The sequence below is a fragment of the Winogradskyella rapida genome (genome assembly GCF_042675845.1).
Lineage (GTDB): Bacteria > Bacteroidota > Bacteroidia > Flavobacteriales > Flavobacteriaceae > Winogradskyella > Winogradskyella rapida.
Genome location: NZ_JBHTKM010000063.1, coordinates 1,119,286 through 1,145,189, shown reverse-complemented (window position 1 = coordinate 1,145,189; position 25,904 = coordinate 1,119,286). Strand labels below are relative to the sequence as shown.

At 37.3% G+C, this 25,904-nt stretch carries 18 protein-coding genes and 1 tRNA gene; 15 read left to right on the top strand and 4 right to left on the bottom strand.

From position 1 onward, the window contains the following. Positions 1-247 precede the first annotated feature (247 nt). On the top strand, positions 248-1,477 hold the full coding sequence (locus ACFQ13_RS12290; RefSeq protein WP_386117735.1) for a metallophosphoesterase: 1,230 nt from the start codon (positions 248-250) through the stop codon (positions 1,475-1,477). 99 nt (positions 1,478-1,576) lie between these two features. Then, positions 1,577-1,873 carry a thioredoxin family protein gene (locus tag ACFQ13_RS12285; protein ID WP_386117733.1) on the top strand — a complete coding sequence of 99 codons (297 nt, stop codon included), beginning with the start codon at positions 1,577-1,579 and terminating at the stop codon, positions 1,871-1,873. A 62-nt stretch (positions 1,874-1,935) separates the two neighbouring features. Here ACFQ13_RS12285 and ACFQ13_RS12280 read toward each other — a convergent pair whose 3' ends face one another. Both ACFQ13_RS12280 and ACFQ13_RS12275 read right to left on the bottom strand, forming a co-directional pair. Beyond that, entirely contained in the window at positions 1,936-2,592 is a 657-nt protein-coding gene (locus ACFQ13_RS12280; RefSeq protein ID WP_386117731.1) for a polysaccharide deacetylase family protein, read from the bottom strand. A 6-nt stretch (positions 2,593-2,598) separates the two neighbouring features. Further along, on the bottom strand, positions 2,599-6,015 hold the full coding sequence (locus tag ACFQ13_RS12275; protein WP_386117730.1) for a glycosyltransferase family 117 protein: 3,417 nt from the start codon (positions 6,013-6,015) through the stop codon (positions 2,599-2,601). Between the two features lie 151 nt (positions 6,016-6,166). Here ACFQ13_RS12275 and ACFQ13_RS12270 point away from each other — a divergent pair. Next, a tRNA-Gln gene (locus tag ACFQ13_RS12270) sits at positions 6,167-6,242 on the top strand. 115 nt (positions 6,243-6,357) lie between these two features. Here the strand turns inward: ACFQ13_RS12270 and ACFQ13_RS12265 are convergent. Then, entirely contained in the window at positions 6,358-7,182 is an 825-nt protein-coding gene (locus ACFQ13_RS12265) for a universal stress protein (RefSeq protein WP_386117729.1), read from the bottom strand. A 161-nt stretch (positions 7,183-7,343) separates the two neighbouring features. Here ACFQ13_RS12265 and rimP point away from each other — a divergent pair, with 161 nt between their 5' ends. From rimP to infB, 3 genes are all read left to right on the top strand, one after another. Next, entirely contained in the window at positions 7,344-7,808 is a 465-nt protein-coding gene (gene rimP / locus ACFQ13_RS12260) for a ribosome assembly cofactor RimP (protein ID WP_386117727.1), read from the top strand. Positions 7,809-7,820: 12 nt separating this feature from the next. Further along, the gene (gene nusA, locus ACFQ13_RS12255) at positions 7,821-9,053 is read left to right on the top strand and encodes a transcription termination factor NusA (protein ID WP_386117724.1); all 1,233 of its coding nucleotides are present in this window, start codon (positions 7,821-7,823) and stop codon (positions 9,051-9,053) included. Positions 9,054-9,299: 246 nt separating this feature from the next. Beyond that, on the top strand, positions 9,300-12,149 hold the full coding sequence (gene infB / locus ACFQ13_RS12250; protein ID WP_386117721.1) for a translation initiation factor IF-2: 2,850 nt from the start codon (positions 9,300-9,302) through the stop codon (positions 12,147-12,149). A gap of 70 nt (positions 12,150-12,219) precedes the next feature. Here the strand turns inward: infB and ACFQ13_RS12245 are convergent, their stop codons facing one another. After that, positions 12,220-12,600 (bottom strand): SPOR domain-containing protein, encoded by a 381-nt coding sequence (locus tag ACFQ13_RS12245; protein ID WP_386117718.1) that lies wholly within the window; start codon positions 12,598-12,600, stop codon positions 12,220-12,222. A 294-nt stretch (positions 12,601-12,894) separates the two neighbouring features. Between ACFQ13_RS12245 and ACFQ13_RS12240 the strand changes: the two genes are divergently transcribed. The 9 genes from ACFQ13_RS12240 (at position 12,895) to ruvB (ending at position 25,854) form a co-directional block, all read left to right on the top strand. Next, a complete protein-coding gene (locus ACFQ13_RS12240) occupies positions 12,895-14,184 on the top strand; it encodes a c-type cytochrome (protein WP_386119446.1) in 1,290 nt (429 codons plus the stop codon). A gap of 106 nt (positions 14,185-14,290) precedes the next feature. After that, the gene (locus ACFQ13_RS12235) at positions 14,291-17,494 is read left to right on the top strand and encodes a TAT-variant-translocated molybdopterin oxidoreductase (protein ID WP_386117715.1); all 3,204 of its coding nucleotides are present in this window, start codon (positions 14,291-14,293) and stop codon (positions 17,492-17,494) included. A 27-nt stretch (positions 17,495-17,521) separates the two neighbouring features. Further along, positions 17,522-19,255, top strand: a complete 1,734-nt coding sequence (gene nrfD / locus ACFQ13_RS12230; protein WP_386117712.1) for an NrfD/PsrC family molybdoenzyme membrane anchor subunit — start codon at positions 17,522-17,524, stop codon at positions 19,253-19,255. Between the two features lie 8 nt (positions 19,256-19,263). Beyond that, positions 19,264-19,803: a DUF3341 domain-containing protein gene (locus ACFQ13_RS12225; protein ID WP_386117709.1), complete on the top strand. Its 540-nt coding sequence runs from the start codon at positions 19,264-19,266 to the stop codon at positions 19,801-19,803. Between the two features lies 1 nt (position 19,804). Continuing rightward, a complete protein-coding gene (locus ACFQ13_RS12220) occupies positions 19,805-20,365 on the top strand; it encodes a c-type cytochrome (protein WP_114307786.1) in 561 nt (186 codons plus the stop codon). Between the two features lie 21 nt (positions 20,366-20,386). Continuing rightward, a complete protein-coding gene (locus ACFQ13_RS12215) occupies positions 20,387-21,751 on the top strand; it encodes a quinol:cytochrome C oxidoreductase (RefSeq protein ID WP_386117706.1) in 1,365 nt (454 codons plus the stop codon). Between the two features lie 25 nt (positions 21,752-21,776). Next, positions 21,777-22,838, top strand: coding sequence for a cytochrome c oxidase subunit II (locus tag ACFQ13_RS12210; protein ID WP_114307784.1), 1,062 nt, complete (start codon positions 21,777-21,779; stop codon positions 22,836-22,838). Positions 22,839-22,868: 30 nt separating this feature from the next. After that, positions 22,869-24,662 carry a cytochrome c oxidase subunit I gene (locus tag ACFQ13_RS12205; RefSeq protein ID WP_114307783.1) on the top strand — a complete coding sequence of 598 codons (1,794 nt, stop codon included), beginning with the start codon at positions 22,869-22,871 and terminating at the stop codon, positions 24,660-24,662. Between the two features lie 169 nt (positions 24,663-24,831). Continuing rightward, complete coding sequence (gene ruvB, locus ACFQ13_RS12200; RefSeq protein WP_114307782.1) at positions 24,832-25,854, top strand: Holliday junction branch migration DNA helicase RuvB; 1,023 nt, start codon at positions 24,832-24,834, stop codon at positions 25,852-25,854. The last annotated feature ends 50 nt before the right edge of the window (positions 25,855-25,904 follow it).

The following is a 25,904-nucleotide window of genomic DNA, read 5'->3' as shown; positions in this document are numbered from 1 at the left end:
TTGTTTTGCTTTTGAAAAGCGTAATAGATTAAAATTTATACCCTGCAAAATACTAATATTAGACGTTCTAAACCTAAAAAAAATGGCTTTGCCTTAACGCGGTCTCAAAAACCGTGTTGACGTATTAAAAGTGTTAGTCATGGTTGAGGTAGACTTAAGCCCTTAAAACCGAGAACTTAAACCTTTAACATATTGATAAGATAAGTCCTGAGGCAGTTGCTTAATTTTGTAATTCTAAATAATAACGATGATTCGCTGGATACTTTTTGCTATTTTATTCATTATTCTTACGGCCTATGGATTTCAAGCCATAAGAACCGTTACCAAACAAACATGGGTGTATTACCTCTTTTTTATAGTCACCTTAGCGGTGGTTGGTAATTTTATCTATCAGTTTACTGCGGCTAGTGAAGGTCGTGTACTTACCCCACCTAAGAGTTTTGCTTTTGGATTTTTATTGGCCTTTATGGCTTTTAATTTGGTCTTAGTACCTATTTTATTTGGGGAAGATATTATCCGTAGTATTATTGGGCTCTATGATAAAGTGGTTATTAAGAAAACAGGATTTTACTTGCCGTCGCGTCGTCGGTTTATTAGTCAGATAGCCTTAGGGTTAGCAGCCGTTCCTTTGGCCTCCTTACTTTACGGGATGTATAAAGGGAAATACAATTTTAGAGTGCTAAAATATACCTTGCATTTTGAAGATTTACCTGAAGCTTTTGATGGGTATCGCCTTACACAGATTAGTGATATCCATTCCGGAAGTTTTGATGATAAGAATAAGATTGAATATGCCATAGACTTAATTAATGAACAGGCTTCAGATGTCTTATTATTTACCGGTGATATGGTGAATAATAAAGCATCTGAAATGTTACCTTGGAAAGCAACCTTTGGTCGCCTAAACGCTAAAGATGGAAAGTTTTCGGTGTTAGGAAATCATGATTATGGGGATTATGTAGAGTGGCCTTCTCCGGAAGCTAAGCATCAAAATCTTGAAGAATTAAAAGCCATCCAGAAAGAAATGGGCTTCGATTTATTACTTAATGAAAGTCGTTTTCTTGAAAAAGACGGACAACGTTTGGCTTTAGTGGGTGTTGAAAATTGGGGTAAAGGTGGATTTAAAAAAGCAGGCGATTTAACAAAGGCGAGTGCAGACGTCCAAGCCGACGATTTTAAAATTTTAATGAGTCACGATCCGAGCCATTGGGAAGCACAAGTCATACCCGATCCCAACCATTATCATCTTACCTTAAGTGGTCATACCCACGGTATGCAATTTGGGATCGAAATTCCGGGTTGGATAAAATGGAGTCCTGCCAAATGGCGCTACAAGCATTGGGCGGGAATCTATACAGAGCTCGGACAATACATAAATGTGAATAGAGGCTTTGGGTATTTAGGCTATCCGGGTCGTGTAGGGATTTGGCCTGAAATCACAGTCATTGAACTCAAAAAAGGGACTAAAAGTGCGTAATTGTAAAGAATTGTTTATTTTTATATAATGCCGATAGTGCTGATCATGGATTTTTGAGGCGAGCGCTGGGTAGTAATGAGATTAAAACCATCATAACGTATGTCGAAATTTGGGGAATTAATAGATGTTCATATACCAGTTCTTTTAGACTTTTATACTGAAGGCAATTTAGAGTCTTCAGCCATGCATCCTGTTCTTAAAGAAGTAGCAGCTGCATTTGGGGATAAAGCTAAAATTATAAAAATAGATATCAATAAAAACATGGAATTGGCCGAAGCCTTACGGGTAAGTAGTTTACCGACCTTAATGCTTTATAAACATGGCGAAATGAAATGGAGGCATAGTGGTATGCAAGATGCTAATGCCTTAATCGATATTGTACAAACCTATTTATAATCTTCACTCTAATTGTTTTCAGTTGGAATCTTAAAGCTGTTTCCTAAGGAAGTGGATAAGACTTAGAGTGCCTTAAATTGATAGCCTAAGTTACTGTAATATTCTAGCACTTTTGGCAGCACAGACCTTAAGTTTTTTGAGGCTTTCTGGCTGTCATGAAGCACAACAATGCTACCTTCTTTGGCATTGGTGCAGATGTTCTTAAAACAGCGTTCTTCGGTAAGCTTACGATCCCAATCAAAAGCTAAAACATCCCATAATACAATAGTGTAACCTTTTCGTAAGAGTTGCTTGCTTTGTGCTGCTGAAAACTTACCATAAGGTGGGCGGAACAGTTTTGTGGCCGATGTGCTCTTGGGGTTAGAGTGGTTTTGGTAATGTTCAATAAGTTGTTGGGTCTCTTCTATGTCTTCAAGATAGGCTGCTGTTGCGGTTTTCCAACCTTTAAGGTGGTTAAAAGTGTGGTTGCCTACAGTGTGTTGGTCTTGTATTAATTTCTGAAAGAGCTCGGGGTGCTTTTTAATATTATTGCCAACACAGAAAAATGTGGCTTTGGCCTTATAAGCTTTTAAGATAGACAGTACCCACTCCGTAATTTCGGGAGTGGGACCATCATCAAAAGTAAGATATAGTTCTTTTTGAAGCGTGTTGACATTCCATGTATAACGTGGAAACAAAGATTTTACAATCTTGGGTGTTTTAACAGGAATTAGCTTCATTTGGTGTTACTGCTCTGGTGCAATAAGGTCTATAGTGTCCTTAATAGCGTTTTGAATATCTAAGTCTTCATCAGGAACTTCCGCAGGTATTTCGCCATCACTATAACGATTCATTAAGGCATCAAATAAACTTAAATAGCTATTGAATGTCTTAGTTTCCTGTAAAGCAAAATCCTTATCATTATATATAACTAAAAGATCAATTAAAGATCGGTAACGTTGTATGTCCATAAAGATGTCATCCCCAACAATACGGTCTTGGTTCTCTAAAGACAGACTGCTGTAGTACATTAACTTTTCTTGGTACTTTTTAGCAACGTCTTTATATAAGGCACGTCCTTTTTCTACATTACCAATTTCGTAATAAGCACTGACGTAAGGTTCTAATAAGGAATAAAAGCCAAACTGATCTACAGGCATTTTTTCCATAGCTAAATCGGTAATTTCTTCCGCTTTATCTAATTGTTTATCGTTGATAAGTTCTTGGATAAGACGTGCTAAATTTCCTCTATAGGTAATACCGTTTCTACGTGTTTCCACATCGTAATAGATGTCTTCACCGCTGCCTCCCCAGTTCCAGTTCTTAACCATGTCATACATGAGATCTGGGTCTACACGGCCCATATCATACGGATTAGCTCTATCGACAGGTGTTTTAATAGGAACGAGCTTGTAACACATACCGTCTAACTGTAAGTAATCCTTCAGCCAAACATAGTCTTCATCTCCAAAGGCTCCACCGGTAAAATAAATAGGGCGCTCCCAATTGTTGTTTGCGAGGATGTCTAACATTAAGAGACGGTTCTTGTAAAGGTAGCCTCCGCTAATTGTTGTATATACGTTATCGACTATCTTATCAGCATCTTTAGGTTGTACGGTACCGTTTTTAAGCACGACGTCTTTATTAACAGGAATGCTAATATGACGCGATGGGTAATAGTTAGAATTTAAAAGGTGCTTAGGGTAACGACTAGGATCATCACCTTGTGCTTCAACCGCAAACTTAACCTTAGTATTTGGCTTTTCGCTAGCCACAAAGTCCATAAATTGTTTAATATCTAAGGTATCATTGGCAATTCTTGGACTTATTTCTTTATAAGCGACAACATCTCTAGTTTCTCCACGGTATTGCTTATGGGTTAATTGCGAAGGAATCGGGTCACTTTCATAAGCCTTACGTTTCATTTGGTCTATATACCAATCGGTTTGAAACAAGCTGGTGTTAATTACACGGACGTCGGTACGTACGCCTTCAATTTCTTGTAAATACCATAGCGGGAAGGTGTCATTATCTCCAATAGTAAATAGAATAGCGTTTGGTGCGCAGGACTCTAAATATTTTCGGGCCATGGCATTGGTTGTGTATTTTCCAGAACGATCATGGTCATCCCAATTGTTAGCGGCTAATACACCTGGTACTATAATAAGACAAACTAATGTGATTGCTGGCGCTAAGACTTTAGTAGATGTGAATGCTTTTAAACGATCGTAAATAGCATAAACTCCAAATCCAATCCAAATGGCAAAGACATAAAAGGAACCTACTACGGAATAATCACGTTCCCTCGGTTCAAAAGGTCTTACATTGGTGTAAAACTGAATGGCAATACCGGTTAATAAAAAGAATACTAATAAGACCCAAAAGCGTTTTAAGTCGGAATACATTAAGAAGAAGAACCCTGCTAATCCTAATAATAAAGGTAAAAAGTAGTAGGTGTTTCGTCCTTTGTTTTCTAATACATCGGTCGGTAAGTTGTCTTGAGACATTCCAAGGTGCCAAGCATCAATAAAATCGATTCCAGAAATCCAGTTTCCATTCTTATAAGTGTAACGGCCTTGGATGTCGTCTTGACGTCCTGTAAAGTTCCACATAAAATAACGCCAGTACATATAACCAAATTGGTACTGAAACATGTAAACTAGGTTGTCTAAAAAGGTTGGTTTTTCAATAATTAAGTATTGTTGTCCGTAGCGCTTTAAAAAAGCATCATAACCTTCATAATCTATTTCACCATTGGCTACACGCATTCTAAAATCATTAACCAACTGATCAAATTGTTGTTTTTCACCTAAAGCATATTGACTCGCTTGCTCATCGGATAAACCAGCATTTAAAGCTTCATTATAAGCTCTAGATTGTAAAGCAGGATCCACTTTAAAATCGATTAAACCGGTAAACATCATGTAATTTTCGGCATGCTCAGAACTCCACATTCTGGGAAGAATTGAGGCATGTTCATGATTATAGTTTTGCTTGCTCTTTTCCCAATCGTTAATAATCACGTATTTTCCAGCTTCATCATCACGCTCATAATTCTTTTTGTCATCTATAAATGGCTCGTCTTTATCAGCACCAGAATACACCTCGGTAAAGAAGGGCCCATAAAATAAGTGGGTCTCTGGGTATTGTTCAAGATTGTAATACGCTAAAAGCTCTCGTGCATCTGAAGGATTATTTTCATTAATCACCACATTAGCATTCGCACGGATAGGAAGCATCATCCAAGAAGAGAAGCCAATAAAAATAAACATTAAACACAATACTAAGGTGTTAACATGCTGCATTCCTTTTTGTCTGGTGTAATTAAGGCCGTAATAAAATAAGGCAATCACCACAATTCCGGTAATAATAGTTCCTGAGTTAAACGGTAAGCCTATAGAATTCACAAAAAAGACCTCCATATTACCAAACAATTCAAGAGTCGATGGTAAAAGGAGTTTAAAGATGAATAATAATATCGCTGCTGAAGCTATGTTAGCAATGATAAAATTCTTAACCGTAATGGTTTTATAATTTTTAAAGTAGTAGAGGAGACCTATGGCAGGGATGGTAAGTAAGCCCATAAAGTGAACTCCAAAAGATAAACCAATAACAAAGGCAATAAGGATAAGCCAACGGTTACCACGAGGTTGGTTCATATCTTGTTCCCAACGGAGTCCTAAGTAAAATAACACGGCCATAATTAAAGTCGCCATGGCATAGACCTCAGTTTCTACCGCATTAAACCAAAATGAATCGGTAAAGGTAAAGGCTAAACTTCCTACTAAGGCACTTCCTAAAATAGCATAAGCTTTACCGTTATCTTTTTCTTCATTGTATTTTGTAAGTTTTACAAGCAGAAGGGTAATGGTCCAAAACATAAAAAGAATGGTAAAGGCACTGGCCACACCACTCATCATGTTCATAATCATTCCAATTTGTGAAGGTTCTAAAGCAAACATAGAGAAGAAAGCCCCAAACATTTGGAACAATGGTGCTCCTGGTGGGTGGCCAACTTGTAGTTTAGAAGAGGTTAAAATATACTCACCAGCATCCCAAAAACTCACGGTTGGTTCTATGGTTAACGCATATACAACGCATGCTACGGCAAAAACAAACCATCCTAAGATGTTGTTCCACTTTTTAAAGTTTATATCTGTCATGAAATCCTTACTTAATAATGCAGGCGAATTTAATAATTATTAGCTAAAACCCTAGGTTTTTAAGTTAAGCTTAAGTTTTTCAAAAAAAAATCAAAAAAAGTTTTGGTAAAGTAAAAGTTTGTTTTAAATTTGCACCCTCAAATTGAGAGATTGGCCTATGGTGTAACTGGCAACACATTGGTTTTTGGTACCAAAGAGTCTAGGTTCGATCCCTAGTGGGCCAACCAAAATTAAAATCCTAATTCGTTTTTCGAATTAGGATTTTTTAGTTTTATATACTTTTCTAAGTGTTTCTAGTTCTTTATTTCTGTTGCTAGGCGTATGGGTTTAAAATACAGGTCTTTAAATCTTAAAGGTGATTACGGGGCGGTTGGCGTGGTTTACAATGTCTTCACTAATGCTGCCGTTAAAGAAATGCGCTATGCCTTGTCTGCCGTGGGTACTTATGCCAATAAGATCGGCATTAATATCTTTACAGATATTTAAAATACCTTGTTCTACGGTGTAGTCGTTGTGTATGGTTACGGTGTAATTGTCAAAACTTCGTCCAGAGATAAAATCGCTAATTCGAGTTTGAGCTTCGTAAGTGGTCATAAAATCGCTAGCGGTAATGACCAGGAGAAGGTGAATTTTTGCATTAAACATTTCGGCGAATTTTACAGCTTGTTGATAGGTTTCTTGATTGTCGTTTTTAAAGTCGGAAGCAAAAACAAAATCTTGAATATCAAAAGATTCATGTTCGTTTTTTATCACTAACACCGGGACATCGGAGGAGCGCACCACTTTTTCAGCATTAGAGCCAACAAACATATCTTGCAGTCCTGTAGCGCCATGAGAGCCCATAACGATAAGGTCTATGTTAAATTCATGGCAAGAATCTTTAATTTCATGAAAGGTTATATCCTCCCTAACGGTTTCGTGTACCGTGAGGCCTTTAAGGTAATCTTGGCTCATAAGCGTTTCAAACCGTTTTCGTGCTAAATCCATAAAAAATAAGGTTTGAGGAATAATGGTTTCCGTTTGGCCAGGATCGGTTTGGCGTATCGGAATTTCCATCATATGCAACAAATAAATTTCACAGTGGTGCTTTTTAGCAATCATGGCGGCAACTTTGAGCGCGTTTTCCGCTCGGTCAGAAAAATCGGTAGGAACTAAGATTCTTTTCATAGGTGTTGTAGATATTAATTTATTGAGTCTCTTTAAAGTTAAGAAAATAAATCAACAATGCATAGCTTGGGTAAGTGAATATAATATCGTATATTTGCACCGTTATTTACTAAAAATAAATAAGCGAGAGGACGAAAAGTCCTCTCTTTTTATATTAAGAAATGTTCAAGAAAATAGTAGAAGACTTATTACAGACGGCATTAGACGAGCGAAAAGATTTATTTTTAATTGATTTTTCTTTGTCTGGAGATAACGCTGTGAAAATTGTAATTGATGGCGATAATGGCGTTTTGGTAGAAGATTGTATGTTTATCAGTAGAGCTATTGAGCACAATATAGACCGCGAAGAACATGATTATTCTTTGGAAGTGCTTTCTTCAGGTGCTGCATCTCCTTTAGTTTTACCAAGACAATATCACAAACATATTGGTAGAAATTTAGAAATTAAAACTTTAGAAGGTGAAAATCTAGAGGGTGAACTTACAGAAGTTCATGATGAAGAGGTGGTTTTAAGCTGGAAAGCGAGAGAACCAAAGCCTGTTGGAAAAGGGAAAGTAACCGTTGTGAAAACCGCTACAGTTGCCTTCAGCAATATTAAAGAAGCAAAAGTTAAAATAAAATTTTAATTCATATCAATTATGGAGAATATAGCGTTAATTGATTCATTTTCAGAATTTAAAGACGACAAATCAATAGATAGAGTTACGCTAATGGCAATTCTTGAGGATGTTTTACGTAATGCCTTAAAGAAGAAGTATGGTGATGACGATAACTTTGATATTATTATAAATCCTGATAAGGGCGATTTAGAAATTTGGAGGAACCGTATTGTTGTTGCAGATGGCGAGGTTGAAGAACCAAACCAAGAAATCGAATTGTCAGAAGCTCAGAAAATTGAGCCGGATTTTGAAGTTGGAGAAGATGTTGCTGAAGAGGTGAAGTTAATTGATTTGGGTAGACGTTCAATTTTAGCCTTAAGACAAAACTTAATTTCTAAGATTCATGAACACGATAACACCAATATATACAAGCAATTTAAGGAATTAGAAGGCGAAATATATACGGCTGAAGTTCACCATATTCGTCATAGAGCTATTATTTTACTTGATGATGAAGGCAATGAAATTATACTTCCAAAAGACAAACAAATTCCATCAGATTTCTTCAGAAAAGGAGAAAATGTAAGAGGAATTATTGAAAGTGTTGATCTAAAAGGAAGCAAACCAGCAATTGTGATGTCTAGAACATCACCATTGTTTTTAGAAAAATTATTTGAACAGGAAATTCCTGAGGTTTTTGATGGTTTAATCACCGTTAAAAAAGTCGTGCGTATTCCTGGTGAAAAAGCAAAAGTAGCTGTTGATTCTTATGACGATAGAATTGACCCTGTTGGTGCTTGTGTTGGTATGAAAGGTTCTCGTATTCACGGTATTGTACGTGAATTAGGAAACGAAAATATTGACGTGATTAACTTTACCACTAATGTTCAGCTTTTTGTTACTAGAGCGTTAAGCCCAGCAAGAGTAACCTCTTTAAAATTAGACGAAGAGAACATGAGAGCTGAGGTTTTATTGAAACCAGAAGAGGTTTCTAAAGCTATTGGTAGAGGTGGACATAACATTCGTTTAGCCGGACAATTAACAGGTTACGAAATTGATGTCTTTAGAGAAGGTGCAGAAGAAGATGTAGAGTTAAAGGAATTCTCTGACGAAATTGAAGGATGGGTAATCGCTGAATTTAGCAAAGCTGGTTTAGATACGGCAAAAAGTATTCTAGAACAAGATGTTAATGATTTAGTGAAACGTACAGATTTAGAAGAAGAAACAATCTTAGATGTCATTAGTATTCTAAGAGAAGAATTTGAAGAATAATAGCAGTATAATTTTAAAATGATTTAGTCAATACATTTTGAAGTTGAATTGGTATCCTACTAATTTTATTTTAAATTGGCTTTGAATAAAATGATGAATTTTTATCTTTATACGAAGCATAAAGTGATGCAGAGGTAGTGCTGCGGTTTTTATAGTTAAAACTATAGAAATTTTAACCTAATATTAGGTCGCTTTTTTTACTATATAATTAGTATATAATATATTTAAGTATTTTACAGGCAATTTATGGCTCAAACAACAAGATTAAATAAAGTATTAAGGGAATTAAACATTTCAATAGACCGCGCGGTGGATTTCTTAGAATCCAAAGGTGTGGAGATTGAGAAGAGTCCTAATACTAAAATTTCACAAGAGGTTTACAAGACGCTTTCGGATGAATTTCAGACCGATGCATCTAAGCGTGAAAAAGCTCAAGAAGTAAGTGAAGCTAAGCTTAAGGAAAAAGAAGCGCTTCGCGAGCAACGAGAACGTGAAATTGAAGAGAAGCAAAAACAAAAGGCCGAAAGGGATGCTGTAGTTAAAGCGAGAGCTGAACTCAGTGGCCCTAAACAAGTTGGTAAAATAGACTTAGATAAAAAACCAAAGGCTGAAACTAAAGAAGAGGCACCTAAAACTCCAGAAGTTAAGGAAACGCCTAAGGTTGAAAAGCCAGAGGTGAAAGTAGCTCCTGTTGAAACGCCTAAGGAAACTCCTAAGGAGGAAAAGGTGGAAGAAAAGGTTGTTGAAAAGCCTAAAGAAACGCCTAAGGTAGAGGTTAAGAAACCCGTTGAAGTTGCAAAGGTAGAAAAGCCTAAAGCGGATAAAAAACCGGAGCCGGCAAAAACAGAGAAAGTAGAGAAACCTACAACACCTGCTGCCAAAGCAACGCCTAAAAAGGAAGATGCACCGAAAGCGACACCAAGCGCTCCTGGTGAAGAAACCATAAAAACACAATACCAAAAGCTTACTGGTCCTACTACTACAGGTAAAAAGATTGATTTATCGCAATTTAATAAGCCTAAAAAGAAAAAGACCGATACTGCTAAATCTGGTGGTGATGCTAATAAGCGTAAACGTCGTAGAATTAGTAAAACCGGAGATAACAATAATAAGCCTAACTTCGATAACAGACGTGGCGGACAAAAAGGAAGAGGGAATACTTCTAGACCAAAAGTGGTTAAAGAAGAGCCTAGTGAAGAAGATGTTCAAAAGCAAATCCGTGAAACTTTAGAGAAGCTTCAAGGTAAATCGAATAAAGGTAAAGGTGCTAAATACCGTAGAGATAAGAGAGATCAACACCGTCAACAAACGGAGATCGATCAGGAAATCGCTGCAGCAGAAAGCAAAACCATTAAAGTAACCGAGTTTGTTACGGTAAGTGAAATGGCTACCATGATGGAAGTGGGGGTTACTCAAGTAATTTCAGCTTGTATGTCCTTAGGGATGATGGTAACCATGAACCAGAGATTGGATGCTGAGACCTTAACAATCGTTGCTGAAGAGTTTGGTTTTGATGTTGAATTTATTAAAGCCGATATTGAAGAATCTATAGTGGTTGTTGAAGATGATCCTAAAGATTTAATAGAACGTGCACCTATTGTTACGGTAATGGGACACGTTGATCACGGTAAGACCTCTTTATTAGATTACATTCGTAAAGAAAACGTAATTGCAGGAGAGTCTGGTGGAATTACTCAGCACATTGGGGCTTATGGAGTACAATTAGAAAATGGTCAGAAAATTGCCTTTTTAGATACACCAGGTCACGAGGCCTTTACAGCAATGCGTGCTCGTGGTGCTCAAGTTACCGATATCGCTATTATTGTGGTAGCAGCAGATGATGCTATAATGCCACAAACAAAAGAAGCAATTTCTCATGCGCAAGCGGCTGGAGTACCAATCGTATTTGCCATTAACAAAATTGATAAGCCAGATGCAAACCCTGAAAAGGTAAAAGAGCAATTGGCACAAATGAATCTTTTAGTAGAAGATTGGGGTGGTAAAATTCAATCTCATGATATCTCTGCGAAGAAAGGAACAGGGGTTCAAGACTTACTTGAAAAAGTATTGTTAGAAGCTGAACTTTTAGAATTAAAAGCGAACCCTAATAAACTTGCTAGTGGTACGGTTGTAGAAGCGTACTTAGATAAAGGACGTGGTTATGTCTCTACGATCTTAGTTCAAGCGGGTACTTTAAAAATTGGAGATTACGTTTTAGCGGGTAAAAACAGTGGTAAAGTCAAAGCGATGCAAGATGAGCGTGGTAATGATGTTAAAACTGCAGGACCAGCAACACCGGTTTCAATCTTAGGATTAGATGGTGCGCCACAAGCGGGTGATAAGTTTAATGTCTTTGATGATGAGCGTGAAGCGAAACAAATTGCAACTAAGCGTGCACAATTACAACGTGAGCAGTCTGTAAGAACACAACGTCATATTACCCTTGATGAAATTGGAAGACGTATTGCCCTTGGAGATTTCCAAGAGTTGAACATTATCCTTAAAGGTGATGTTGATGGATCTGTAGAAGCTTTAACGGATTCGTTCCAGAAATTATCTACTGAAGAAATTCAAGTGAATATTATTCATAAAGGTGTTGGAGCCATTACTGAAAGTGATGTCTTATTAGCAACAGCTTCTGACGCAATTATTGTCGGATTTAATGTACGTCCTGTTGGAAATGCAAGAATGATTGCTGATAAAGAAGAAATCGATATCAGAACGTATTCTATTATCTATGCAGCCATCAATGACCTTAAAGATGCAATGGAAGGTATGTTATCTCCAGAAGTTAAAGAAGAGGTTACAGGTACTGCAGAAATCAGAGAAATATTCAAAGTTTCTAAAGTTGGAAACATTGCCGGATGTATGGTAATGAATGGTAAGATTTACAGAAACTCTGGTATCCGTATCATTAGAGATGGAGTTGTAGTTCATACCGGATCATTAGAAGCCTTAAAACGCTTTAAAGATGATGTGAGAGAAGTTTCTAAAGGCTACGACTGTGGTATGCAAATTAAAGGTTATAACGACATTGCACAAGGTGATGTAATTGAAGCCTTCCAAGAAGTAGAAGTGAAGAAGAAATTGAAATAATAGAATTAGTAATAATAAAAAAACCGACAAGTGATTGTCGGTTTTTTTTTGCGCTTAATTGAGGGTTGTATTAGTCATCCGTTTTCGGTTGAAAGATAATGGCATACATATACTTCTCTTTAATCTTAGCCCAAGCTCTATCGGCTTCTAAACGCGTGGTAAAGTTACCTACCCATACTTTATAGTTTGGCGTATTCCAAACGATCTCTACGGGCCACTCATCGTATGCATTTAAGAAGTTCGCTTTCTCACGTTTAGCCTTATCAATATCTACATCTTGATAAACCTGGATACGGTAGACTTTAGCCGTCTTTATATCTTTTTTAAATTCTAATAATTTAGCAATATCACCGTCTTGGCTTACGTTTACCACACCCTCTTGGGCCTGTAAGGAAAAACACAAGCTTAAACCTGTTATTGCTAAGGCGAAAGTTTTATTTTTTAATTTCATAATATCGATTATTAAACAAAGGTAGGGTATATAAATAAAGATAAATAATTTTTTTTAGCCCCCTAAAGATGTAATCAATTGCACTTCAAGCCATCGATAATAAGGGAGAGAATAGCCCTACGCACATATTGAATTTTTGTTATTTAGAATTAGTATAAATTATCTATTAAGACATATCTAAGATTTTCAAAATCCACTTTAAATGTTACTTTTGCGAGAGTTTTTTACAAATAACTTTTTTCGTTTTTAATGAAAAAATCGTACCAAAGTTTAGAAGATAATCCAAATTATAATATGAAACAGGTGATTTACTGTAGTTTAACCTCGAAGATATCACGTCTTTGTCTTGTTCTATTGCTTACGTTTTCAACCTCTCTTATAGCACAAGAAGGTGATCCAGTTAATGGAAAATCACTGTACAACTCCAATTGTGCGGCGTGTCATAAATTAGACGCACCGATGACGGGGCCGGCTTTAAGAAATGTTGAGTCAAGACTTGCAGATGATGAAGGTTTAGATAGAGAATGGTTGAAGGCATGGATTAGAAATAGTTCTGCCGTGATTAAGTCTGGTGATGCGTATGCTAACAAAGTATACAATGCACACAACGGAACTCAAATGACGCCGTTCCCACAATTAAGTGATCAAGATATCGCTGATATCTTAGCATACACGGCGCAACCAAAACCAGAACCTGTTGTTGCAGAAACTCAGGTAGGAGGAGAGGCAACACAACAAGGTGGTGTGTCAAATGATTTAATTCTTGGAGCACTGGCATTGTTGTTTGGTTTATTGGCTTTAGCCCTTGTATTAGTAAATCGTACTTTAAATCGTTTTGCAGAAGCGAAGGATATTAAAGTGATTACTGATGCAGAGCAAAAGACGCCGTTATGGAAAGCTTTTGTACAAAACCAGTTTTTAGTATTGGTGACTACAATTGTATTTTTATTAGCAAGTGGTTATTTTGTTTATGGCTTCTTTATGCAGGTTGGTGTAGATCAAGGTTACGAACCAGTGCAGCCTATTCATTATTCACATAGAATTCACGCTGGAGATAATGGTATTGATTGTAAATACTGTCACTCTTCTGCAAGAGTGAGTAAAACATCAGGGATTCCTTCTTTGAATGTTTGTATGAATTGTCATAAGTCAATTTCAGAAGTCGCTCCAGAAACCTTAGCTGAAGGCAACGAGTATGGTGTTGATTATAACGCTGAAATTAAAAAATTATACGATGCTGTAGGATGGGATGGAACAGGGTATACTGGAGAGTCTAAGCCAGTAAAATGGATCCGTATCCATAACTTACCAGATTTTGCTTACTTTAATCACTCACAACACGTTTCTGTTGGAGGTATTGAATGTCAAACTTGTCATGGTCCTGTAGAAGAAATGGAAATTATGTATCAGCATGCGCCATTAACAATGGGGTGGTGTATTAACTGTCACAGAGAGACTAATGTTAAAGTTAAGGATAACGAGTATTACACTAAGATTCACGATGAGTTATCTAAAAAGTATGGTGTAGACCAGTTAACGGTAGCTCAGATGGGTGGATTAGAATGTGGTAAATGTCACTACTAAGACGGCTTTAACAAGAAGAGAATAATTATAAAAGAATAAATATTTAGAGGACGTAAATTAGGAAAGTATCTCTTGATTTCGGAATCGAAAATTATAAATAAACACTATGTCATCAAACAAGAAATACTGGAAAAGTGTTGAAGAGCTAAACGAAAATAGCTCTATTGTTGAGGCGCTTCAACAGAATGAATTTGTGGAAGAGATTCCTACAGACGAATTTTTAGGAGATAAAGAGTCTTTAGAGTCTTCATCTACATCGCGTCGTGATTTCTTAAAATACGTTGGTTTTAGTACAGCAGCTGCATCGTTAGCAGCCTGTGAAGGACCGGTAGTGAAATCTATACCTTATATAGTTCAGCCAACAGAGATTATTCCAGGTGTTGCTAATTATTATGCTACTACAATTGCAGATGGTTTCGATTTTGCTAGTGTTTTAGTGAAAACAAGAGAAGGGCGACCAATTAAAATTGAAAACAATACCGATGCAGGAACTAATGGTTCTGCTAATGCAAGAGTGAATGCTTCAGTTTTAGGGTTGTATGATAACCTTAGGGTGAAAGCTCCAATGAAAGGAGAATCAACAATCTCTTGGGACAGCTTTATGGCTGAAACGACTTCAAAGTTAAAAGGCCTTAACGGTAAAAAGATTGTGTTATTAACACAGTCAATGCCGAGTCCTTCAACAAATAAATTAATTGCAGAATTTTCTTCGAAATACGGAAATGTAAGTCATGTGACTTACGATGCTATTTCAGAAACTGCAACTTTAGATGCTTACGAAGCTAAGTATGGAACAAGAGGAATGGCAGATTACGATTTCTCTAAAGCCATGACCATTGTTTCTATCGGTGCTGATTTCTTAGGCGATTGGCAAGGTGGAGGCTTTGAGTCTGCTTACGCTAAAAAACGTATACCAGCTAATGGTAAAATGTCTCGTCATATTCAGTTTGAGTCTAATATGTCTCTTGCTGGAGCAAACGCAGATAAGCGTGTACCATTAACACCAAGTCAACAGAAGTTAGCTTTAGCTAAATTATATAGCTATGTAACTGGTGTGGCTTTACCAGGTAAATTGCCTGAAGCTTTAGATGCAGCGGTTAAAGCAGCAGCTTCAGAATTATCAAAAGCAGGACGCAACGGTGTTGTTGTTACCGGTATTCAAGATGTTAACGCACAAACTACAGTTTTAGAGATTAATGAGCACTTAAAATCAAAGGCTTTTAAACCTGAAACGGCTATAAAAACAAGACAAGGTAATGCTGCAGCCGTATCGCAATTAGTTGCGGATATGAAAGCAGGAAAAGTTGGCGCTATTGTAATGAATGGTGTTAACCCATTATATACCTTACCAAATGCTGCTGATTTTAAAGCGGGTCTTGCTAAGACTGAATTGTCTATTGCTTTTTCTATGAGGCAAGACGAGACGTCAACAAACTGCGAGTATATCGCGGCAGCACCACATTACCTAGAGTCTTGGGGTGATATTGAAATTAAAACGGGGCATTATTCAATGATGCAACCGACCATTAGACCTTTATTTGATACCAAGCAGTTTCAAGAAGTGTTAATGGGATGGACAAGTACTCCAGGGTCTTACAGAGATTATATTAAATCGGTTTGGACGCAAAGTATTTTAAACGGAGCTTCATTTAATAAAGCGGTTCAAGATGGTACGTTTGTATCGGGAAGCGCAGGATTAGGTTTAGGAGCTGCGACTACAACTGTAGGAAACGATAAAAAAGAACGTACGTTCCTTGGTGGCGTTATTCATGATGTCGCTGTAGGCGTTGGAATAAAAGACGAAGATCGTACAGAAACCACAACAGCGAGCAATAGCGGTGCTGTATTAACAGGCGGAACTGCGGCGAGAGCTTTAGCAGTGTCAGTTAAAGAAGGTGGTATAGAATTGTCACTTTATACTAAAACAGGTATGGGTGATGGTCAACAAGCTAATAACCCTTGGTTACAAGAATTCCCTGATCCTATTACAAGAACATCATGGGATAACTATTTAACCGTTTCTCAAGCTGATGCTGAAGCCTTAGGAATTGAGAATTGGAATGTAGCTAACGGTGGTCTTAATGGTAGTTATGCTAAAGTATCTGTTGCAGGTGCAGAAGCGATTACGGTTCCCGTAATTATTCAACCAGGTCAGGCTAAAGGGTCGGCAGGTTTATCATTTGGTTATGGTAGAACGTCGAAGGCTTTAAAAGAAGAAATGAAAACGGGAGTTAACGCTTATCCGTTATATCAAAACTTCCAAGCGGTACAGAATGTAACTATTGAAAAAGTATCAGGTGAGCATGAATTTGCTTGTGTACAGTTACATAATACCTTAATGGGACGTGGTGATATCATTAAAGAAACGAGTTTAGAGATTTTTAATACGAAAGATAAAGCGTATTGGAATGCAACCCCTCAAGTATCACTTAATCACATAGAAACGCCTGTAACATCTCCTGATGTTGATTTATGGGATGAGTTTGATCGTTCAGTAGGTCATCACTTCAACTTATCTATTGATTTAAATGCTTGTACAGGTTGTGGAGCTTGTGTTATTGCATGTCATGCAGAAAACAACGTTCCTGTTGTAGGGAAGTCTGAAATGAGACGTAGTAGAGATATGCACTGGTTGCGTATTGACCGTTACTACTCTTCAGAAGATACCTTCGAAGAAGATTTAGATAAGAAAAATAATATTTCAGGCTTAAGTAGTTCATTAAGTGAGTTTGGAGAAATGGAAAACCCAGCGGCAAGTCCTCAAGTTGTTTTCCAACCTGTAATGTGTCAGCACTGTAACCACGCACCTTGTGAAACAGTTTGTCCGGTTGCAGCTACAGCTCATGGTCGTCAAGGTCAAAACCACATGGCTTATAACCGTTGTGTAGGTACACGTTACTGTGCTAACAACTGTCCGTATAAGGTACGTCGTTTTAACTGGTTCTTATATAACAAGAATGACGAGTTTGACTACCACATGAATGATGATTTAGGACGTATGGTATTAAACCCAGACGTTGTTGTAAGATCCCGTGGTGTTATGGAAAAATGTTCTATGTGTATTCAAAAAACACAGAAAACAATTCTTGATGCTAAACGTGATGGACGCCCAGTTAAAGATGGAGAATTCCAAACAGCTTGTTCTGCAGCATGTGGAAATGGTGCTATGGTATTTGGTGATATCAATGACAAGGAAAGTCAAGTGGCAGAGTTAAAAGAAGACGATCGTATGTATCACTTATTAGAGTATGTAGGGACTAAACCTAACGTATTCTATCATACCAAAGTGAGAAATACATCAAAAGCGTAAATAAATCAAAGAAACAAGTATATAATTATGGCGTCTCATTACGAAGCACCTATTAGAAGACCTTTAGTTACAGGAGAAAAATCGTATCACGATGTTACTGTTGATGTCGCAAGACCAGTTGAAGGCAAAGCCAATAAAGCATGGTGGATTGTTTTCAGTATTGCGTTGGTTGCATTCCTTTGGGGAATAGGTTGTATTATTTATACCGTATCTACGGGTATTGGAGTTTGGGGTCTTAACAAGACCGTTAACTGGGCCTGGGATATTACTAACTTCGTTTGGTGGGTTGGTATCGGTCACGCAGGAACATTGATTTCTGCAGTATTGTTATTATTCCGTCAGAAGTGGAGAATGGCAATTAACCGATCTGCTGAAGCAATGACCATCTTTGCGGTATTCCAAGCAGGTTTGTTCCCAATTATTCACATGGGTCGTCCATGGTTAGCATATTGGGTATTACCAATTCCAAACCAATTTGGTTCGTTATGGGTAAACTTTAACTCGCCTTTACTTTGGGATGTATTCGCAATTTCAACGTATTTATCGGTTTCATTAGTATTCTGGTGGACGGGTCTTTTACCTGATTTTGCAATGCTAAGAGATAGAGCTGTACGTCCGTTCCAAAAGAAAATTTACGCTTTAGTAAGTTTCGGTTGGTCAGGTAGAGCAAAAGATTGGCAACGTTTTGAAGAAGTATCTTTAGTACTTGCTGGTTTAGCAACACCTTTAGTACTTTCGGTACACACTATTGTATCTTTTGACTTCGCAACCTCAATTGTTCCGGGATGGCATACTACAATTTTCCCGCCTTACTTCGTTGCAGGAGCAATCTTCTCAGGATTCGCTATGGTAAACACCTTGCTTATCATCATGAGAAAAGTATGTAACCTTGAAGATTATATCACCGTTCAACATATCGAGTTAATGAACATTGTAATTATGCTTACGGGTTCTATCGTAGGTGTTGCTTATATTACAGAGTTATTTATCGCTTGGTATTCTGGTGTAGAATACGAACAGTTTGCTTTCTTAAACAGAGCAACCGGACCTTACTGGTGGGCTTACTGGTGTATGATGAGTTTTAACGTATTCTCTCCACAGTTTATGTGGTTCAAGAAACTTAGAACAAGTATTATGTTCTCTTTCTTTATCTCTATTGTTGTAAACATCGGGATGTGGTTTGAACGTTTTGTAATTATTGTAACATCATTACACAGAGATTACTTACCATCATCATGGACGATGTTCTCTCCAACGTTTGTAGATATCGGAATTTTTATCGGTACTATTGGGTTCTTCTTTGTATTGTTCTTACTTTACTCTCGTACGTTCCCAGTAATTGCACAAGCGGAAGTAAAAACAATATTAAAATCGTCTGGTGAGCGTTACAAGCGCATTAGAGAAAGCGGAGAGTCTTTAGTAGGTACTGGAGTTGATGAAAGAACGTCTAACTTAAAAATTGCTGCTGAAACGACTGCCTCTAAACCAACACAAGATGATGCTGAGAAGTTAGGAAACCTTTTAGAAGGGATCGGAAGATTTGATGCGTCTATTCAAACGGCAGATGATTTAAAAGTGATTAATGGTATTGGACCAAAGATGGAAGAAGTTCTTAACAACCTTGGAATCTATACCTATGCACAGGTCAGTAAAATGACAAAAAGAGAATATGACTTACTAGATGAAATCACAGGATCTTTCCCAGGAAGAGCTGAACGTGATGACTGGTCTGGACAAGCAAAAACCTTATTAAACAACTAATATAGTCTATGGAAGCTTCGAAAGTAATTCATGCTATTTATACCGATGATGATGTCTTAATGGCTGCTGTTAAAACAGTAAGAGCAGAAAAGCACCACATCGAAGATGTATTCACACCTTTTCCAGTTCACGGACTTGATAAGGCAATGGGATTAGCTCCTACACGTTTAGCCATAACAGCCTTTTTATATGGGTGTGTTGGTTTATCTGTAGCGACCTTAATGATGAACTATATAATGATTGAAGATTGGCCACAAGATATCGGTGGTAAACCAAGTTTCAGTTTCTTAGAAAACATGCCGGCGTTTGTGCCTATTATGTTTGAACTTACGGTCTTTTTTGCAGCCCACTTAATGGTTATTACTTTTTATATGAGAAGTAGAATTTGGCCATTTAAAACTGCTGAAAACCCAGATCCAAGAACTACAGATGACCATTTCTTAATGGAAATAGCTGTTCATAATAACGAAGAAGCTCTTACATCACTGTTAAAAGAAACAGGGGCCGTAGAGATAAATATTGTTGATAAAGATGAAGATGCACATTAATATGAAGATAGTTACAAAATATATCGTAGTATTAGTTATGGTGGTAGGTCTTGTATCATGCCAAAAGAACTCTAGACCTAACTATCAGTACATGCCTAATATGTACGAATCTGTAGGATACGAAACCTACCAAGAGTCTGATGTTTTTGCTAACGGTGTGGAAGCACAGTTACCAGCAGAAGGAACAATTCCAAGAGGTGATTTTATGCCTTTTGAAATTGAAAACACCAACGAAGGGTATTTATACGCTAAAGAGAACTTAAAAAGTCCTTTAGATTCTACGCAAGTAGACTACGCTATCGGAGGACCTTTATATAATATTTATTGTGGTATTTGTCATGGTAATAAAGGGAACGGTAAAGGTAAATTGGTAGACCGTGAAAAGATTCTTGGGGTACCAAGTTACGATGATGCTGGTAGAGCGATTACAACAGGAAGTATTTACCATGTTTTATATTATGGTAAAAACACCATGGGGTCTTACGCAAACCAATTGAACGAGCAAGAGCGTTGGCAAGTAGTGGCTTATGTTGAGAAGCTTAAAGCAGATTTAGAAAAATAAGATTTAGATAAAGATTATATAATGGAATATAAAATTTCAAATCGATTAAGAACGGGAGCTATCATATTAATGATCTTAGGATTATTAGGTGTTGGTTATGGTTTTATGGATTCGCATAGTGTTAATGAAGACAATATCACCGAATTCTTAGCAAACGAAGGACATCATGATGGTGCTCATGCAACAGAAGCACACGGAAGTGAAGCTGAGCATGGTGAAACGCTTTCAGAAGTTGAAGCAGACCATGGACATGGTGCAGAAGCTGAAGTTGAAGGTCATGAATTATCTCATGAAGAGCACGTACTTCACCAAATACACAACAGACCTTATGCAGCTTTATATGTTGCCGCTTTCTTTTTCTTTATGATTGCTTTAGGGGTCTTAGCCTTTTACGCTATTCAGTATGCAGCACAAGCAGGTTGGTCTCCAGTACTCTTTAGAGTTATGGAAGGAATCACAGCTTACGTGTTACCTGGTGGACTTATTGTATTAGCAATTATTTTAGTTGCAGACAGTCATATCTTTATCTGGATGGATGAAAACGTTGTGGCTCATGATGCACTTATTCAAAATAAATCAAGTTGGTTAGATAAGACATGGTTCTTAATTAGAGGTTTAATCTTCGTAGGAGGTTGGTCTGCGTACCGTCACTTCTCTAGAAAGTTCTCTGTAGCGCAAGATTTAGCCGATGTAAACGATAAGTCTTACTTCAAAAAGAACTTTAGAATCTCAGCTGCCTTTTTAGTATTCTATATTTATACAGAATCTATGATGTCTTGGGATTGGATTATGAGTGTAGATCCACACTGGTTTAGTACCTTATTTGGATGGTATGTATTTGCAAGTATGTTTGTAAGTGGTATTACGGTAATTGCTTTAATTACAATCTATCTTAAGTCTAAAGGCTTATTAACTTTTGTAAACAATAGTCATATTCACGATTTAGCGAAGTTTATGTTCGGTATTAGTATCTTCTGGACGTACCTATGGTTCTCTCAGTTTATGTTAATCTGGTATGCTAATATCCCTGAAGAGGTAACTTATTATATTACACGAATTGAAGATTACAACTTACCATTCTTCGGTATGGTAGCCTTAAACTTCTTATTCCCTTTATTACTATTAATGAACAGTGATTACAAGCGTATTCCTTGGTTCGTAGTAATGACAGGTGTAGTGATTCTATTTGGTCACTATTTAGATATCTTTAATATGATTATGCCTGCAACGGTTGGTGACCGATGGTTTATTGGAATTCCAGAAATCGGATCCATTTTATTCTTTGCTGGTTTATTTATATTTATTGTATTTACATCACTAGGGAAACACCCATTATTAGCAAAAGGAAACCCTTTTGTAAAGGAGAGTGAACATTTCCATTATTAATTATTAAATAAGAAAAGAAACGATAATGACGGCTTTATTAACGATTATAATTGTACTTTTTGTAGCGGTTGCCTTATGGCAAATGGTGAAAATTTTTGACCTAGCTCAGGTGGGTACTGCAACAAATACACAAGTAGCGGACGATCAAGATAACAAGATCAACGGCTATTTAATGATGGGATTCTTGGCATTCATCTATATTATGACCATATTATGTTTTTGGTATATAGGGGATTTACCTTTATTATCAAACGCAGCTTCAGAACATGGATCTGAAGTCGATAACTTAATGATTATTTCTTTAGTAGTCATTTTTATCGTGCAAACCATTACACAGTTTTTATTACACTACTTCGCTTTTAAATACAAAGGTGAAAAAGGAAAGAAAGCTTTTTTCTACGCGGATAACAATACCTTAGAGTTTATCTGGACTATTATCCCAGTAATTGTATTAGCAGGTTTAATTATCTATGGTTTATTCACTTGGAATGATATTATGAATATCGACGAAGATGAAGATCCTATGGTGATTGAGTTATACGCTCAGCAGTTTAACTGGAAAGCACGTTACAGTGGTCAAGATAATGTTCTTGGTAAAGCTAACGTTAGGTTAATTGATATTGACCGTGCTAACATCTTAGGGGTTGATGAAGACGATCCTAACGCACAAGATGATATTATTGTATCTGAACTTCACTTACCAGTAGGAAAGCCAGTGGTCTTTAAAATGAGATCTCAAGATGTATTACACTCAGCGTATATGCCACACTTTAGAGCGCAGATGAACTGTGTTCCTGGTATGGTCACACAATTTGGTTTTACGCCAACAGTAACGACTGAAGAGATGCGTCAGACTCCAGAAATCGTTGAGAAGGTTCAAGGTATTAATGAACTTAGAAGAGAGCGTGCTGCTGAAATTCAAGAATCAGGACAAGAGTTAATATATGAATTTGATTACCTACTTTTATGTAATAAAATTTGTGGTACGTCTCACTACAATATGCAGATGAAGATTATTGTAGAGACTCAAGAAGAATATGATGCGTGGATCAAAGAACAGTCCACTTTCCCAAATTCATTAAATTAATTAAGGTTTTAAGAAAAAGATAATACACTTATGTCAGCAACTATAGATACACACGATCACGAAGATCACGAGGTACATCACCACAAAGAAACATTTGTTACCAAGTATATATTTAGTTTAGATCACAAGATGATCGCTAAGCAGTACCTTGTAACAGGAACTTTAATGGGGATTATCGGTATTTTAATGTCTATAATGTTTCGTATGCAAATCGCATGGCCATCAGAGCCTAACGTATTGTTTGAAGCGTTATTAGGAAAATGGGCACCAGATGGTGTTATGAGTGCCGATGTTTATTTAGCGCTTGTTACCATTCACGGTACCATTATGGTATTCTTTGTACTTACAGCAGGATTAAGTGGTACGTTTAGTAACCTTTTAATTCCATTGCAGATTGGGGCACGAGATATGGCCTCAGGATTCTTAAACATGGTGTCTTACTGGTTATTCTTTATCTCTTGTATTATCATGGTGAGTTCTTTATTTGTAGAAGCTGGACCAGCTGCTGCAGGTTGGACAATCTATCCACCATTATCTGCCTTACCAATGGCATCAGGAGGTTCTGGAATGGGTATGACATTATGGTTAATCTCAATGGCAATCTTTATCGCATCATCTTTAATTGGATCTTTAAATTACATTGTTACCGTAATTAATTTACGTACAAAAGGGATGTCTATGACAAGATTACCATTAACCATTTGGGCGTTCTTCGTAACGGCTATTATCGGTGTGGTATCGTTCCCAGTATTATTATCAGCAGCCTTATTATTAATCATGGATAGAAGTTTCGGTACGTCATTCTTCTTATCAGATATTTTTATTCAAGGTGAAGTATTACACTACCAAGGAGGATCACCAGTATTATTCGAACACTTATTTTGGTTCTTAGGTCACCCAGAAGTTTATATCGTTATTTTACCAGCAATGGGACTTGTATCAGAGATTATGGCAAGTAACTCACGTAAGCCAATTTTCGGTTACCGTGCGATGATTGCTTCAATCTTAGCGATTGCATTCTTATCAACAATTGTTTGGGGTCACCACATGTTCGTATCAGGTATGAATCCATTCTTAGGTTCTGTATTTACCTTTACAACCTTATTAATTGCTATTCCTTCTGCCGTAAAAGCCTTTAACTGGATTACGACGATATGGAAAGGTAATCTTCAGATGAATCCGGCCATGTTATTCTCTATTGGTTTTGTATCGACCTTTATTACTGGTGGATTAACAGGAATTATCTTAGGAGATTCTGCTTTAGATATTAACGTTCACGATACGTATTTCGTTATTGCACACTTCCACTTAGTAATGGGTATTTCTGCACTTTACGGAATGTTTGCAGGGATTTACCACTGGTACCCAAAAATGTTTGGTCGTATGATGAATAAGAATTTAGGGTATTTACACTTCTGGATTACTGCAATCTGTGCTTATGGGGTATTCTTCCCAATGCACTTTATCGGAATGGCAGGGTTACCAAGACGTTATTACACCAACTCTAGCTTCCCATTATTTGATGACTTAGCAAACACTAATGTAATCATTACGGTTTTCGCGATCATTGGTGGTATTGCACAAATTATCTACTTATATAACTTCTTTGTAAGTATCTATTACGGTAAGAAAGCAGAACAGAACCCATGGAAATCTACAACTTTAGAGTGGACAACTCCAGTAGAGCATATCCACGGAAACTGGCCAGGTGCACTTCCTCAAGTATACCGTTGGTCTTACGATTACAGTAAGCCAGGTCATGATGTTGATTTCGTTCCTCAGAATGTTCCTTTAAAAGAAGGTGAAGAAGAATTACAACACTAAAATCCCTTTGAAAAAGAGATCTCATTAAAGAGATTCACAATATCAAAAGCCTTTCTGTTTTCAGAAAGGCTTTTTCGTTATATTTGTTTTGAATGTATTTAGGCCTTCTGTATAGACTTCAGAAACCATATTTAACCTTAAAAGATTCCCAACCTTACGGGAACTAAAGATGAACGAAAACTTAAACCCAAATAGCGATCATTTCAGTTCTGAAGAATTGGATGTTGAAAAGAAATTAAGACCCTTATCCTTTGAAGATTTTACAGGTCAAGATCAGGTACTCGAAAATTTATTGGTGTTCGTTCAGGCCGCAAACCTTCGTGGTGAAGCCTTAGATCATACCCTATTCCACGGCCCTCCAGGATTAGGAAAAACCACCTTAGCGCACATTTTATCAAACGAGTTAGATGTGGGGATCAAAGTGACCTCTGGTCCGGTCTTAGACAAGCCTGGGGACCTGGCAGGGCTGCTTACCAACTTAGACGAGCGTGATGTCTTGTTTATTGATGAAATACACCGATTAAGTCCTATTGTAGAGGAATATCTTTATTCCGCAATGGAAGACTATAAGATTGATATTATGATTGAATCTGGGCCTAATGCTAGGACGGTGCAACTCAATCTAAACCCTTTTACCTTAATAGGTGCTACAACGCGATCAGGATTACTTACAGCGCCAATGCGCGCACGTTTTGGAATTCAAAGTCGCTTACAATATTATAAAACTGATCTATTAACCACTATCGTTCAACGTAGTGCTTCCATATTAGATATGCCTATTTCTATGGAGGCCGCTATAGAAATTGCAGGTCGTAGTCGTGGAACCCCGCGTATTGCCAATGCACTTTTGAGACGTGTACGTGATTTTGCACAAATTAAAGGGAACGGAAAAATAGATATTGCTATTGCTAAGTTCGCCCTAAAAGCATTAAATGTAGATGCCTACGGACTCGATGAGATGGATAATAAGATTCTAACAACCATCATTGATAAGTTTAAAGGGGGACCGGTAGGGATTAGTACCATTGCCACGGCAGTCAGTGAAAGTGTAGAAACCGTTGAAGAGGTTTATGAACCTTTCTTAATTCAACAAGGTTTTATTATGCGTACCCCAAGAGGGCGAGAGGTTACCGAACAAGCCTATAAACATTTGGGAAAAATGAAAGGGCCTACACAAGGCGGATTATTCTAAGACCTTTTTTGGGATGTACCGGTTGCATCTTCAACTGAACTAAGATTGCT

Excerpts from the sequence above, each read along its gene's own strand:
- ACFQ13_RS12290 (WP_386117735.1), top strand. The coding sequence starts at position 248 with ATGATTCGCTGGATACTTTTTGCTATTTTATTCATTATTCTTACGGCC.
- ACFQ13_RS12285 (WP_386117733.1), top strand. The coding sequence starts at position 1,577 with ATGTCGAAATTTGGGGAATTAATAGATGTTCATATACCAGTTCTTTTA.
- ACFQ13_RS12280 (WP_386117731.1), bottom strand. The coding sequence starts at position 2,592 with ATGAAGCTAATTCCTGTTAAAACACCCAAGATTGTAAAATCTTTGTTT.
- ACFQ13_RS12275 (WP_386117730.1), bottom strand. The coding sequence starts at position 6,015 with ATGACAGATATAAACTTTAAAAAGTGGAACAACATCTTAGGATGGTTT.
- ACFQ13_RS12265 (WP_386117729.1), bottom strand. The coding sequence starts at position 7,182 with ATGAAAAGAATCTTAGTTCCTACCGATTTTTCTGACCGAGCGGAAAAC.
- rimP (WP_386117727.1), top strand. The coding sequence starts at position 7,344 with ATGTTCAAGAAAATAGTAGAAGACTTATTACAGACGGCATTAGACGAG.
- nusA (WP_386117724.1), top strand. The coding sequence starts at position 7,821 with ATGGAGAATATAGCGTTAATTGATTCATTTTCAGAATTTAAAGACGAC.
- infB (WP_386117721.1), top strand. The coding sequence starts at position 9,300 with ATGGCTCAAACAACAAGATTAAATAAAGTATTAAGGGAATTAAACATT.
- ACFQ13_RS12245 (WP_386117718.1), bottom strand. The coding sequence starts at position 12,600 with ATGAAATTAAAAAATAAAACTTTCGCCTTAGCAATAACAGGTTTAAGC.
- ACFQ13_RS12240 (WP_386119446.1), top strand. The coding sequence starts at position 12,895 with ATGAAACAGGTGATTTACTGTAGTTTAACCTCGAAGATATCACGTCTT.
- ACFQ13_RS12235 (WP_386117715.1), top strand. The coding sequence starts at position 14,291 with ATGTCATCAAACAAGAAATACTGGAAAAGTGTTGAAGAGCTAAACGAA.
- nrfD (WP_386117712.1), top strand. The coding sequence starts at position 17,522 with ATGGCGTCTCATTACGAAGCACCTATTAGAAGACCTTTAGTTACAGGA.
- ACFQ13_RS12225 (WP_386117709.1), top strand. The coding sequence starts at position 19,264 with ATGGAAGCTTCGAAAGTAATTCATGCTATTTATACCGATGATGATGTC.
- ACFQ13_RS12220 (WP_114307786.1), top strand. The coding sequence starts at position 19,805 with ATGAAGATAGTTACAAAATATATCGTAGTATTAGTTATGGTGGTAGGT.
- ACFQ13_RS12215 (WP_386117706.1), top strand. The coding sequence starts at position 20,387 with ATGGAATATAAAATTTCAAATCGATTAAGAACGGGAGCTATCATATTA.
- ACFQ13_RS12210 (WP_114307784.1), top strand. The coding sequence starts at position 21,777 with ATGACGGCTTTATTAACGATTATAATTGTACTTTTTGTAGCGGTTGCC.
- ACFQ13_RS12205 (WP_114307783.1), top strand. The coding sequence starts at position 22,869 with ATGTCAGCAACTATAGATACACACGATCACGAAGATCACGAGGTACAT.
- ruvB (WP_114307782.1), top strand. The coding sequence starts at position 24,832 with ATGAACGAAAACTTAAACCCAAATAGCGATCATTTCAGTTCTGAAGAA.